General features: G+C 31.1%; 13 protein-coding genes and 1 pseudogene. 4 read left to right on the top strand and 10 right to left on the bottom strand.

Annotated elements, in window-relative coordinates:
- Positions 1 to 2: 2 nt before the first annotated feature.
- The 5 genes from A3217_RS01490 to A3217_RS01470 form a co-directional block, all read right to left on the bottom strand.
- Positions 3 to 830 carry a substrate-binding domain-containing protein gene (locus A3217_RS01490; protein ID WP_066387080.1) on the bottom strand — a complete coding sequence of 276 codons (828 nt, stop codon included), beginning with the start codon at positions 828 to 830 and terminating at the stop codon, positions 3 to 5.
- Between the two features lie 231 nt (positions 831 to 1061).
- The gene (locus tag A3217_RS01485; RefSeq protein ID WP_066387078.1) at positions 1062 to 2942 is read right to left on the bottom strand and encodes an AlwI family type II restriction endonuclease; all 1881 of its coding nucleotides are present in this window, start codon (positions 2940 to 2942) and stop codon (positions 1062 to 1064) included.
- Between the two features lie 8 nt (positions 2943 to 2950).
- Complete coding sequence (locus tag A3217_RS01480; protein ID WP_066387077.1) at positions 2951 to 3877, bottom strand: Dam family site-specific DNA-(adenine-N6)-methyltransferase; 927 nt, start codon at positions 3875 to 3877, stop codon at positions 2951 to 2953.
- Complete coding sequence (locus A3217_RS01475) at positions 3865 to 4902, bottom strand: DNA adenine methylase (RefSeq protein ID WP_066387075.1); 1038 nt, start codon at positions 4900 to 4902, stop codon at positions 3865 to 3867. The genes A3217_RS01480 and A3217_RS01475 overlap by 13 nt, the downstream gene beginning before the upstream one ends.
- 76 nt (positions 4903 to 4978) lie before the next feature.
- Positions 4979 to 5227 (bottom strand): AlwI family type II restriction endonuclease, encoded by a 249-nt coding sequence (locus A3217_RS01470; protein ID WP_066387069.1) that lies wholly within the window; start codon positions 5225 to 5227, stop codon positions 4979 to 4981.
- A 22-nt stretch (positions 5228 to 5249) separates the two neighbouring features.
- On the opposite strand from A3217_RS01470, the gene A3217_RS01465 reads away from it, so the two are divergent.
- Both A3217_RS01465 and A3217_RS01460 read left to right on the top strand, forming a co-directional pair.
- Positions 5250 to 6272 carry a DNA adenine methylase gene (locus tag A3217_RS01465; protein ID WP_066389665.1) on the top strand — a complete coding sequence of 341 codons (1023 nt, stop codon included), beginning with the start codon at positions 5250 to 5252 and terminating at the stop codon, positions 6270 to 6272.
- Positions 6273 to 6274: 2 nt separating this feature from the next.
- Entirely contained in the window at positions 6275 to 6877 is a 603-nt protein-coding gene (locus tag A3217_RS01460; RefSeq protein WP_066387068.1) for a GIY-YIG nuclease family protein, read from the top strand.
- Between the two features lie 283 nt (positions 6878 to 7160).
- On the opposite strand, the gene A3217_RS01455 is transcribed toward A3217_RS01460, so the two are convergent.
- The 4 genes and pseudogenes from A3217_RS01455 to A3217_RS01440 form a co-directional block, all read right to left on the bottom strand.
- Positions 7161 to 8582: an AlwI family type II restriction endonuclease gene (locus A3217_RS01455; protein WP_231860256.1), complete on the bottom strand. Its 1422-nt coding sequence runs from the start codon at positions 8580 to 8582 to the stop codon at positions 7161 to 7163.
- Positions 8583 to 8706: 124 nt separating this feature from the next.
- Positions 8707 to 9548, bottom strand: a pseudogene (locus A3217_RS01450) (Dam family site-specific DNA-(adenine-N6)-methyltransferase).
- 86 nt (positions 9549 to 9634) lie between these two features.
- Positions 9635 to 10678: a DNA adenine methylase gene (locus A3217_RS01445; protein ID WP_066387065.1), complete on the bottom strand. Its 1044-nt coding sequence runs from the start codon at positions 10676 to 10678 to the stop codon at positions 9635 to 9637.
- Between the two features lie 76 nt (positions 10679 to 10754).
- Positions 10755 to 11003, bottom strand: coding sequence for an AlwI family type II restriction endonuclease (locus A3217_RS01440; protein ID WP_066387069.1), 249 nt, complete (start codon positions 11001 to 11003; stop codon positions 10755 to 10757).
- Between the two features lie 22 nt (positions 11004 to 11025).
- Here A3217_RS01440 and A3217_RS01435 point away from each other — a divergent pair, with 22 nt between their 5' ends.
- Both A3217_RS01435 and A3217_RS01430 read left to right on the top strand, forming a co-directional pair.
- Entirely contained in the window at positions 11026 to 12048 is a 1023-nt protein-coding gene (locus tag A3217_RS01435; protein ID WP_066389665.1) for a DNA adenine methylase, read from the top strand.
- A gap of 2 nt (positions 12049 to 12050) precedes the next feature.
- Positions 12051 to 12653, top strand: a complete 603-nt coding sequence (locus A3217_RS01430) for a GIY-YIG nuclease family protein (protein WP_066387068.1) — start codon at positions 12051 to 12053, stop codon at positions 12651 to 12653.
- Positions 12654 to 12936: 283 nt separating this feature from the next.
- On the opposite strand, the gene A3217_RS09290 is transcribed toward A3217_RS01430, so the two are convergent.
- Positions 12937 to 13428 carry an AlwI family type II restriction endonuclease gene (locus tag A3217_RS09290; protein ID WP_231860288.1) on the bottom strand — a complete coding sequence of 164 codons (492 nt, stop codon included), beginning with the start codon at positions 13426 to 13428 and terminating at the stop codon, positions 12937 to 12939.
- Between the last annotated feature and the right edge of the window lie 72 nt (positions 13429 to 13500).

The following is a 13500-nucleotide window of genomic DNA, read 5'->3' as shown; positions in this document are numbered from 1 at the left end:
GTTTATTTAGCGTCTTGCCATTTTGTGATTTCACCCATAAAGATTTTTTTCACAGAATCTTTAGAGAGCTTATCTGTTGTATTGTTTTTATTTACAATCACTGCTAGTCCATCAATAGCTAAAACAAGCGGAGTTATGCCCTTTTCTACTTCACTTTTTTTCACTTCACGGCTTACCATTCCGATATCTGCAATACCCTCAACCACGCTATTTACACCTGTTGTAGAATCGCTTTGTTGGATTTCAATTGTTGCATTAGGATTGATTTGCGCATAAGACTCTGTGAGCTTTTCCATAAGAGGCGTTACAGAACTTGACCCAGCAATTACGAGTTTGCCTTGTGGTTGCTTACTTTTAAAATTTGCTTTTGCTACTGAAATATAACCTGCTTTTTCTACGATAGGTTTTGCCTGCGTGGAAGTAGCGTATTTTAAAAAGTCCTCAATGAGTGGATTTGTCGTTTTTGTTACGACATTAAAAGGGCGAGAAATTTTATAGCTTTTGTTATTAATGTTTTCTACACTTGGTGCTACGCCATCTATTTTTAGGGCTTTAACGCTGTCATTTAATGAGCCAAGCGAGATGTAGCCAATGGCATTTTTGGAATTTGCCACGGTTGTTAGCATTACTCCTGTTGAATTGGTAACTTCAGCCTTTTGCGTGGTGGCATCAAGCTTTTTGTCTTTGACTTTCTTTTGAACTTCAAAAATCTCTACAAAAGCCCCGCGTGTGCCTGAACCCATTTCTCTAGAAACCGGAAAGATATTTTCAGCCATTACACTTGTGCTAAGCAATAATCCCGCTAATAGACCTAGTGTGTATTTTTTCATTTTTTCTCCTTAAAAATTTAGATATGAGAAAGTATAAAAAGTCAGTGTAAAAACAAAAGGTATATAATGTAAAGTTTTTGTAAAGTTTGAGTTGGATAAGTGGCAGACAAAAAGTGCTTTGATGCGTTAAAGTGCTGTCAGAAATTTAAGGAGTGCTTAAAGCACTTGATGCCAACAAAGGCTTTTTAAAGCAGGGAGTTTTAAAGATAATGCATAAAGTTTTTAAAGCTACTAAAAGTGATTTGGTGCTAATGTATCAACCATAGCCTTAAGCTCTTCTTCATACCATTTGCTTCCCCATTGCTCATCGCTTTTAAGAGCTTTTTGAAATTTTGGCAAAAGGCTTTGGTAGTTTAAATTGGATTGTAAAATTTTTACTAAATCGTTCGTGCTTAAGGGCAAAATTTTCATTCCCTTAATATGTGCTTTATCGTTTTCAAAATAACAATGCATTCTGCTTCTAAAATCATTTAATACATTTTTATCCAAATAGGGTGCGATAAAGATTGCATAGCTTTGGTTTTGCGTATCCGCATCTAAGCTTAAAAGCAGATTTCCCAAATGCCTTGAAACACTTTCCATTTCAGCCCTTCTTTGATTTGTTTTTTCGCTAAGGGTTACTTCTATCATTAGGCGATGATAATCATAGATATAAACAAAGTCCGCATTGCCTCCAACAGCGTGAGATTTTGGTAAAAGGGAGGAATCTAAACTCAAATTCGCTTCAAAGATTCTCTCAATTTTATTATCATCTATATAGTGCCAAGCAATTGCGATAATGTATTCAAAAATCGTAGGTATATTTGCTTCTATGCTTGTTTTTTCTAAAATCTTTGTATCATTTTTTCTTTCTTCAAAAAGTTTTAGAATTTCTATAATATTTGTCTTAGTAAATTTGGTCTGCAAGAGATTTTTAAGCTTTTCTTTATCTTGTTTGGACTTATAATTTTTTACATCTTGTGGTTTTACAATCCCTAATTCTTTGAATGATTGTTTAAATTCCTCATCATCAAAATATTCCTTCAAAAGACTTTGAGATACAGAATTTTGTGCGATTTTTTCTAGAATTTCTTTATATCTTGAATGCTTCAAAATTATCTTAAAAATAGTGTTAAGTTCCACCTTATCGTGCTGAAATTCAAAAATACCAGTGAGATTTAAATATCTGCGATTTAAGTCCAAATAATCATTCAAATTTGCTTGTATTCTTGCTTTAAAAATAAACTCAAAAAAGTTTGTTCCAAATTCATTGAGATTTCCATCACAAAAATCTACTAAATCTTTTAGTTTTTCTTGCTTTTTGTTTTTTCTGCTTAAATGCGGTAAATATAATTTTTTAAATTCTAAATAATCATTAGAGTTCATAAGCTTTTCTAAAATTTTTTCATCTTTAGAGTTTCTGAAAGGCAAAAACACTTCTTTTAGTGTTTTGATGATTGCTAGAGCAGTTTTGTCTCCTTTTGCAGTTTTAAAATAGTCAATTTTAAAAACATTGTTATTTAAATCCTTTAAAAATAATTCTAAATTTTCCATATAAGTAGAATCTTGCGCAAACAAAGTTGAGAATAAATTTTTATTTTTAAAAGTTTGAGTGAAAAGCTCTGTATTTTTAAAATTATTCACAAGGGGCAGAAGTTTAAAGATTTCAATATCCAAAGAGCCATTAAAAGCCTTAAACACTTCTAGGTATTTAAAAAACAACCTTTCATTATCAATACAAAGTGTGGCTTTGAGAAAAAGTAAAGAAATCAAATCAATTTGCAAAAAATCATTATTGATTTGATAACTTTTAGTTTTAATAAAGTTTAGCAATTCATAGCCTTCTTTTGTGATGCGCTTTTGTTTTCTATTTATGAGCTTATAATCTTCTAATGGAGCAGATTTTACTCTTGCATCTTTTGTGCCTAGATGCGTAGTTTTGCTTTTGGATTCTAAAAGATTGTTTTGTTCTAAAAGTTCTAAATATTTGATTTGTAGTCTAGAATCATTAGCCCAAATATCTTCTTTATGTGCGTTAGTAAAAAGTTCTTCAAATAAAAGGAGCTGGGTTTCAAAGTTATAAAGTAAATTTTTTACCCTTAAGCTTGTGTTGCCAAAATAATCATAACGCATATATCCTCCTAATAATTTGTGATAAGCACTTCTTGCGATAAAGCTTTTTTTGTTTGATAATTGCAATTTTTGTAATGAAAATTTAAAAAATGAGTTTTTAAATTTGAATGTTTTTTGAGCCAATCTTCTAAGATGCTATGCTCTTTACCCTTATGCAAAATCACATTTGACAAAGCGAAGCGAATGTTTTTTGCATCAAGTAAGGTTAAAAACTCCAGCAAATCAAGTTCATCTTGTAATGTCCAAGCTTTGTTTTCATTATAGGGGGCAGTGGCTAGAAAATAAGGAGGATCTACATAAACAAAATCTTTAGAATCTAAAAGGCTTAAATTAAAATCTCTAAAATCCTTATTTGAAATCTTTATGTTTTTTATTTGTAAATTTAAAACAAATTGCCTTAATTTTTTTTGCATATTAGCATTGAAATCTCTTTTGCCACAAGGAAGATTGAATTCACCCTTACTATTAAATCTTATTTGATTATTAAATGCAAAAATAACTAAAACAAAAAAATCAAATATGTTTTTACTTTGATTATAACGATTCCTTAGTTGTAGAAACTTATTTTTATTATAAGCAGCCAAACCCTTAGCACTATCACATTTATAAAAATCATAGCCCATTTGTGCAGTATGAGAGAGTTTAAAATGTTCAATAATATGAAAAATTTTTTTAAAAATTATTTCTACACTATATGCCTGTAAATGCTCATATAATCTTATAAGTTCGCTTAGATTGTCATTTAAAACAATATTCTTAGCTTTTAAATTTATCCCTACACTTGCCCCACCACAAAACAAATCAATTGCTGTGTTAATATCCTTAGGGAAAAGTGGCATTATTTGCTTTAAAAGTTTAAATTTGTTACCTATATAATTAAGCGGACTGGGGATAAAGTCCTCTGTATATAAAAGGGCTTGTTTTATATCTGACATATAAAAATCCTCTCCTTATGATTCCTTAATTCGCTTTTTCCACTGCTAAAGGCTTTATAATCAAATTCATAAACATAAGCCTTACCATATTCTTTTAAGATTTGCATAATTTCTTTATCATTTATCCTTGCATTACTTCTTGCATTTGCACTATAAGTATTATTATAAGTAACCACCAAAATCTTAGTGATGTGTGCAAGGCTCTCTATCAAATCTTTAAAAACATTTTTTGCATTACTTTTACAATACTCGCTTAAATTTTCTGGCTTTGGTTTTAATGCTACACCATAAAGCTTGGGTTTATGATTTTGTGCTAAGGTTTGAAGAAAATGATAGAATCTACTATATTGCCTAGAATTATAAGGCGGGTCAATAAAGGCAATATCAAGCTTTCTTTCTTGTTTGATAAATGCTTTTGCTAAGGCGTTAGAATCCTCTTTAAAAAGTTCTATTTTTGCTTGCGTTTTAAAAGGTGAAATCAACTCAAAGTGAAACCTATCTTCTAAATTTATATTTTTACGATACGCATCATAATGCCCACAAGTATTTGCCACCCTATCACTGCTATAAAGCAAACTTGCTAGGAGGATATGGAATTCTTTTGTATTAATTTGCTTTTGTTTTAAAAGTCTATCAAGCTCTTCTCTTATAAAGCCTATATGTTTAGCATCTTGAAAGCTAAAAAATTTATCACCAAATGCTTTGGAATAGTAATTTTCTTTAATGTTTTTAAGGGCATTGAATTTTTCTCTTAAAGATAAAAGTTTTTCTTCATTAAAATGCTCTTGTGCAAAGAATCCTTGATAAATTATAAAATTAGATTCTAAAAAATCATTGACTAGAAAGTGGCTAAATTCTGCCTTTTGCATAAAATACGCACTCACAACCCCCGTGCCAGCAAACACATCAAAAAAGCTAAGATTGCTTTGCAAGCTATAATCAAAATGCTCTAAAAGCACTTTGTCAATTTGCTTTAAAAGCTTTGTTTTAGCCCCTGTGTAGCGACGCGAATAAATAGAAAACATCAACTGCCTTTTAAAAAAAGTTTTTGATTATAGTATAAAAGGCTTGTAAATGGTAACTATGCAAGCACAAAAACCTTTAAGCCTCTTGTAAAAACTCTTTTAGCACATCTTTGGCTATTCGCATCTTTCCATCATTAGCCCTTCTTTGGTTGGTTTTTTCACTAAGGGTTACTTCTATCATTAGGTGATGATAATCATAGATATAAACAAAGTCCGCATTGCCTCCAACAGCGTGAGATTTTGGTAAAAGGGAGGAGTCTAAACTCAAATTCGCTTCAAAGATTCTCTCAATTTTATTATCATCTATTTTGTTATAATATGACAAACAACTTTAAGGGCATCCATTGATACAAGAGCAGAGTTTATTTGACTTAAAAGAATTACAACAAGAAAAATCTACAAAACCAAATTTCACTTCTAAAGAGCATTTTTTACAGAATCTTAAAGCTAAAAATTTACATTACAAACGTTACACCAAAAGCCCCTTGCGTTATGGGGGCGGTAAATCCTTAGCGGTTGGGTTAATCCTAGAACATTTTCCTAATGATATAACAAGGCTTGTTTCGCCATTTATGGGCGGGGGTAGCGTAGAAATTGCGAGTGCTTTGGAGCTTAACTTAGAAGTGAAAGCCTTTGATATTTTTGATATTTTGGTGAATTTTTGGCAAGTTTTGATTGCGGATTCTAAGGGACTTTATGAAGCATTATTGAGGCTTGAACCCACAAAAGAGACTTACGCTAATATAAAAGCAGAGTTGAAATCCTTTTGGAATGAAAGGCATAAAAATGCAAAAAACATTCCGCAAAAGAATTTAGATTCTCTAACCCTTGCACGAGATTATTATTTTAATTTTAATCTCTCTTATGGACCCGGATTTTTGGGCTGGATGAGTAAGATTTATGAGGATAAAAGTCGCTATTTAAACGCTTTAGAGAAGCTTAAAAATCTGGGGCAAGATTCTAAGTTGCAAAATCTAAGTGTAGAGTGTGTAAGTTTTGAAAAAGTGTTTGAAAAATACCCAAATGATTTTTTCTACTGCGACCCGCCTTATTTTTTAGAGGGAGATTCTCAAATGTTTAAAGGAATCTATCCTATGCGGAATTTTCCTATCCATCATAATGGCTTTAATCACGCACTTTTGAGTAAATGCCTTAAAAATCACAAGGGCAAATTTATTTTAAGTTACAATGATTGTGCTTTTGTGAGAGAGGCATATAAGGACTTTAAAATCTTAGAGCCTAAATGGCAATACACTATGGGGCAAGGGGAAACAAGAGTGGGTAAAAATCGCCTTAATCGCAATAATGGACTGCTAGGTGATAGGGATAATATCAAACAAAGCCACGAGCTACTGATTATAAAGGAGTGAGAATGAAAATAGATGAAGTTAAAACTGCCTTTAAAATTGCTGATGTGGAATTTGTAGAGGGTAGCACAAGACTTAATTTTAACTATCTTAAAAACTTAAAAGATGAGAATGGTAACCCTCTGCCTCAAAAGATTCTTACCGAAAATGTCGCTAGGGTGTATTTGATTGTTGTCAATGGTGAGATTAAAAAGATTGGTGGAAGTCAAAGTGAGGGAGGCATTAAAAACACTTTGTCTATTTATCGCGATGGTGGGACAAAGGGACGACCAAGCATAAGGAGTTTTGGGATATGGTATTTTTTATACCATACAATTTTAAGCGGTGCGAAAATTGAATTTTATATGATTTACCAAGAAAATTTTGAAAAAGACATCAAAGGACTTTTTGGGCTTAAAAACATAAGAAATGCTTATATTTCTTATAAACTTATAGAGCAATGTTGCGTGGAGGATTACTTGAGTGTGGAGAATGGCAAACACCCCGATTGGAATGTGCAAGAGCAAGGCTTAGATTGGCCACTTGATATTAAAAACGAACACGCAGAAATTCTAAAAAATAGCTCTGTGCGGGAGAAAAATATAAAAAGAAAAGAAATAAAAAGATAAGGGACAAAATTTTGCTCCCTTAATATATGCTTTATCGTTTTCAAAAATTTAAATTTTATATTATAAAATAAGGCAATCTCATATTAAATTGAACTTTTTTCTAAAACTAAGCTTTTAGTATTGTGCTAAAGGGTAATTTAATGCAATACTAATGTATCAACCATAGCCTTAAGCTCTTCTTTATACCATTTGCTTCCCCATTGCTCATCGCTTTTAAGAGCTTTTTGAAATTTTGGCAAAAGGCTTTGGTAGTTTAAAAATTCAATAAAGAAAAACTTAAAACTTATATTGCATTAAAAGAATCTACATTTTGTAAAGAACTGATAAAGTCGCTAATGCTTAAATTTCTTATCTCCAAATCTTCATCAAAGGCGATAAACCTAACATATCTTTTAGTATCTTCAAAAATTTGAGGAGCAATAAAAATGGCAAAACATCTTAAAACTTGACTAGATTCTATAAGCTCTTTTAAATGTCTTGTAATGGCTAAAAGCTCGTTATTCACTTGGGCTCTACCACAAATTAGGCTTACTTCTACGATAGCATTATTATGCGTATCTTTGCACGCTATATCAGGTTTGCCTCCCATAGCGTGGCATTTTGGCAAACCCTCATCATCAATACTATAATTTGGCAATACTTCTAAGTTACAAAAATGTTGCTTCAGAGCAATGGCGGTTAAAAATTCAAATCTCATAGGTTCTGGTATAAATTTAAAAATCTCATCTTTGCTGGCTATTTTTTTAGAATTTAAAATATTAAGTTCTTTATAAATTTCTTCTTTTGAATATTTATTAGCAAATTCTTGCAGAGTTTTAAGTTTTAAATCATTTTTATCAATTAAAGCAGATGTTTCTTTGATTTCTAAAATATGAGAATCAATTTCCCCCATATAATCAAAATAAGCTTTTTTATCATCAAATTTAGGATAAATAGAATAATTCTTGATTACATATTTTATTTTAGGCATTTCAAAAGTGTTAAAATCAATAAATCTCCCATTGCCTCGCAGTGAAATAAGCCCACAAATTCGCATTTTTCTAATGTATTCATCTATACCCTCTTTACACACTTGAGAAATTTTAAAACGCGTTGTGTTATCCGAATCTAAAAGTTTAAGGCATTCTTTATAAATGATTTCATTAGAATAATTAAAATGAGGATAGAGCAATCTAAAGTTTAAAATAAACTCCGCCAAGTTTGTAAAAATACTATCCCTCCAGCATAAAAAGAATGCGATTTCACTTTTATGGATTTTAGAATCTCCACTTTGTTCTTTGAGCGTTTGCATTGTATTAAGCAACAACAATAAAGGCACATTTGTATTTAAAGTGTTTCTAAAAGGATTATTACTTTGATATTTCATTAAGCAATTTAAAAAGACATTAGAGATTTTTTCTTCATTGCTTGGAATTTCATTGATTGCATCTATAAGCAAATGTCCTGTGTTTGAAATCAGTAAAGGCTTATTCATTGCATAAAAGCAAAATCCAAATTCCATAGGAAGTTTATAAAAAGTATCAAATCTTGAATCCCAACCCTTATCAAACCCTGCTTCTTTATGGTTTTGTGGAGAATTTTCTATGATTTCTTGTGTTTGCTTGTCGTTGAAAATTTCATCAGATTCTAAAATTTCTTTATAGACTTTGTTAGCATATATGGGAACATAAAGCTTATTTTGGATTAAAGAAGCAACAATTTGCATAATAATTTCATGCGTTAAAATTCTATTTTCAAAAGGCAAAAGAGCTTTAAGAAAATCCACTATTCTTTGAGGATTTCTCATTGTGGTGCTAAAAGATAAAATTTTGTATTCTGCTTTTCTTGTTTTAGGCATTGCTTATGTATATCTCCATAGAATCTTTTTTAATTGAATTATCATTAAAGCTAATATAATTGCTTTGTATAGTGTAGCTTTTATATGCTCTAGCAAATTCTTCTAAAAATCTATTATTTTGTCCCTTGTGTTGTAAGAGATTAGTCAGCCCCATTTAAAACCTTGAGAATCTAATTTTTTAAGAACTTGATACAATTTTTTTTCTTTGTTTTCATTCCACAATTTATTATATTGGCTATTGCTAATAAGATAAGGAGGGTCAAAATAAATAAAATCCTTTTTGTTTAGTGTTGAATTTTCTAAAAATTTTTGATAATCAAGGTTAAAAAATTCCACTTTGGAATACTGCATAAAGTGCAAATAATCTTGCAAAGCATTTAAAACATTCAAATTAAAATCTACATTACCAACAGGTAGATTAAACTCGCCTTTGCTGTTAAATCTAAGCATACGATTAAAGCCATAGATAAGAAGCAAATAGAGTTTTAACATATCGTTTTTATTTTGATTAAAATCTGCTCTTAAACGCATATAGGATTCTTTATTAAACTTAGCAAAATAAGTTTTTTTATAAGCAAGTCTTAGCTCAAGAGGAGGAATCATATTTTCTAAAGAACAGGAAAGTTTGTAATTTTTTATGGTGCGTAGTAGATTTTTTAATAATTCCTCTTTGTTTTGGGATTGCAAAAATGTATGCAAAGTAATTAAATTTGTATCCAAATCGTTGAGTAAATATTTTTTAGCTTTTATGTTTAAAAATGAGCTTCCACCGCCCACAAAAGGCTCAATATAAGTATCAATATCTTGCGGGAATAAATTTTGTAATTGAGGCATAAGCTTATATTTATCACCTACATAAAAAAATGGGGAACGCATTATTTTTCTTTTTGTGAAACATTGTAAGTTATTTGCCTGTATTGTCATTGCACTCTACCTATAAAAATAAATTCCTTATGCCCATCCAAACTTGTCTTTCCACTACTAAAGGCTTTATAATCAAATTCGTATATGTGTATTTTAGCAACAGATTCTAAAATATTTTTTATCTCTTCTAATTGTATTTTATTCCTACTTGAGTTTGATTTAGAAGTATAAGTATTATTATAAGTAACCACCAAAATCTTAGTGATGTGTGCAAGGCTCTCTATCAAATCTTTAAAAACATTTTTTGCATTACTTTTACAATACTCGCTTAAATTTTCTGGCTTTGGTTTTAATGCTACACCATAAAGCTTGGGTTTATGATTTTGTGCTAAGGTTTGAAGAAAATGATAGAATCTACTATATTGCCTAGAATTATAAGGCGGGTCAATAAAGGCAATATCAAGCTTTCTTTCTTGTTTGATAAATGCTTTTGCTAAGGCGTTAGAATCCTCTTTAAAAAGTTCTATTTTTGCTTGCGTTTTAAAAGGTGAAATCAACTCAAAGTGAAACCTATCTTCTAAATTTATATTTTTACGATACGCATCATAATGCCCACAAGTATTTGCCACCCTATCACTGCTATAAAGCAAACTTGCTAGGAGGATATGGAATTCTTTTGTATTAATTTGCTTTTGTTTTAAAAGTCTATCAAGCTCTTCTCTTATAAAGCCTATATGTTTAGCATCTTGAAAGCTAAAAAATTTATCACCAAATGCTTTGGAATAGTAATTTTCTTTAATGTTTTTAAGGGCATTGAATTTTTCTCTTAAAGATAAAAGTTTTTCTTCATTAAAATGCTCTTGTGCAAAGAATCCTTGATAAATTATAAAATTAGATTCTAAAAAATCATTGACTAGAAAGTGGCTAAATTCTGCCTTTTGCATAAAATACGCACTCACAACCCCCGTGCCAGCAAACACATCAAAAAAGCTAAGATTGCTTTGCAAGCTATAATCAAAATGCTCTAAAAGCACTTTGTCAATTTGCTTTAAAAGCTTTGTTTTAGCCCCTGTGTAGCGACGCGAATAAATAGAAAACATCAACTGCCTTTTAAAAAAAGTTTTTGATTATAGTATAAAAGGCTTGTAAATGGTAACTATGCAAGCACAAAAACCTTTAAGCCTCTTGTAAAAACTCTTTTAGCACATCTTTGGCTATTCGCATCTTTCCATCATTAGCCCTTCTTTGGTTGGTTTTTTCACTAAGGGTTACTTCTATCATTAGGTGATGATAATCATAGATATAAACAAAGTCCGCATTGCCTCCAACAGCGTGAGATTTTGGTAAAAGGGAGGAGTCTAAACTCAAATTCGCTTCAAAGATTCTCTCAATTTTATTATCATCTATTTTGTTATAATATGACAAACAACTTTAAGGGCATCCATTGATACAAGAGCAGAGTTTATTTGACTTAAAAGAATTACAACAAGAAAAATCTACAAAACCAAATTTCACTTCTAAAGAGCATTTTTTACAGAATCTTAAAGCTAAAAATTTACATTACAAACGTTACACCAAAAGCCCCTTGCGTTATGGGGGCGGTAAATCCTTAGCGGTTGGGTTAATCCTAGAACATTTTCCTAATGATATAACAAGGCTTGTTTCGCCATTTATGGGCGGGGGTAGCGTAGAAATTGCGAGTGCTTTGGAGCTTAACTTAGAAGTGAAAGCCTTTGATATTTTTGATATTTTGGTGAATTTTTGGCAAGTTTTGATTGCGGATTCTAAGGGACTTTATGAAGCATTATTGAGGCTTGAACCCACAAAAGAGACTTACGCTAATATAAAAGCAGAGTTGAAATCCTTTTGGAATGAAAGGCATAAAAATGCAAAAAACATTCCGCAAAAGAATTTAGATTCTCTAACCCTTGCACGAGATTATTATTTTAATTTTAATCTCTCTTATGGACCCGGATTTTTGGGCTGGATGAGTAAGATTTATGAGGATAAAAGTCGCTATTTAAACGCTTTAGAGAAGCTTAAAAATCTGGGGCAAGATTCTAAGTTGCAAAATCTAAGTGTAGAGTGTGTAAGTTTTGAAAAAGTGTTTGAAAAATACCCAAATGATTTTTTCTACTGCGACCCGCCTTATTTTTTAGAGGGAGATTCTCAAATGTTTAAAGGAATCTATCCTATGCGGAATTTTCCTATCCATCATAATGGCTTTAATCACGCACTTTTGAGTAAATGCCTTAAAAATCACAAGGGCAAATTTATTTTAAGTTACAATGATTGTGCTTTTGTGAGAGAGGCATATAAGGACTTTAAAATCTTAGAGCCTAAATGGCAATACACTATGGGGCAAGGGGAAACAAGAGTGGGTAAAAATCGCCTTAATCGCAATAATGGACTGCTAGGTGATAGGGATAATATCAAACAAAGCCACGAGCTACTGATTATAAAGGAGTGAGAATGAAAATAGATGAAGTTAAAACTGCCTTTAAAATTGCTGATGTGGAATTTGTAGAGGGTAGCACAAGACTTAATTTTAACTATCTTAAAAACTTAAAAGATGAGAATGGTAACCCTCTGCCTCAAAAGATTCTTACCGAAAATGTCGCTAGGGTGTATTTGATTGTTGTCAATGGTGAGATTAAAAAGATTGGTGGAAGTCAAAGTGAGGGAGGCATTAAAAACACTTTGTCTATTTATCGCGATGGTGGGACAAAGGGACGACCAAGCATAAGGAGTTTTGGGATATGGTATTTTTTATACCATACAATTTTAAGCGGTGCGAAAATTGAATTTTATATGATTTACCAAGAAAATTTTGAAAAAGACATCAAAGGACTTTTTGGGCTTAAAAACATAAGAAATGCTTATATTTCTTATAAACTTATAGAGCAATGTTGCGTGGAGGATTACTTGAGTGTGGAGAATGGCAAACACCCCGATTGGAATGTGCAAGAGCAAGGCTTAGATTGGCCACTTGATATTAAAAACGAACACGCAGAAATTCTAAAAAATAGCTCTGTGCGGGAGAAAAATATAAAAAGAAAAGAAATAAAAAGATAAGGGACAAAATTTTGCTCCCTTAATATATGCTTTATCGTTTTCAAAAATTTAAATTTTATATTATAAAATAAGGCAATCTCATATTAAATTGAACTTTTTTCTAAAACTAAGCTTTTAGTATTGTGCTAAAGGGTAATTTAATGCAATACTAATGTATCAACCATAGCCTTAAGCTCTTCTTTATACCATTTGCTTCCCCATTGCTCATCGCTTTTAAGAGCTTTTTGAAATTTTGGCAAAAGGCTTTGATAGTTTAAAAATTCAATAAAGAAAAACTTAAAACTTATATTGCATTAAAAGAATCTACATTTTGTAAAGAACTGATAAAGTCGCTAATGCTTAAATTTCTTATCTCCAAATCTTCATCAAAGGCGATAAACCTAACATATCTTTTAGTATCTTCAAAAATTTGAGGAGCAATAAAAATGGCAAAACATCTTAAAACTTGACTAGATTCTATAAGCTCTTTTAAATGTCTTGTAATGGCTAAAAGCTCGTTATTCACTTGGGCTCTACCACAAATTAGGCTTACTTCTACGATAGCATTATTATGCGTATCTTTGCACGCTATATCAGGTTTGCCTCCCATAGCGTGGCATTTTGGCAAACCCTCATCATCAATACTATAATTTGGCAATACTTCTAAGTTACAAAAATGTTGCTTCAGAGCAATGGCGGTTAAAAATTCAAATCTCATAGGTTCTGGTATAAATTTAAAAATCTCATCTTTGCTGGCTATTTTTTTAGAATTTAAAATATTAAGTTCTTTATAAATTTCTTCTTTTGAATATTTATTAGCAAATTCTTGCAGAGTTTTAAGTTTTAAATCATTTTTATCAATTAAAGC

The sequence above is a fragment of the Helicobacter himalayensis genome, from assembly GCF_001602095.1.
GTDB lineage: Bacteria > Campylobacterota > Campylobacteria > Campylobacterales > Helicobacteraceae > Helicobacter_F > Helicobacter_F himalayensis.
The sequence above is the reverse complement of the archived record's forward strand: the minus strand, read 5'-3'. Positions and strand labels throughout refer to the sequence as shown.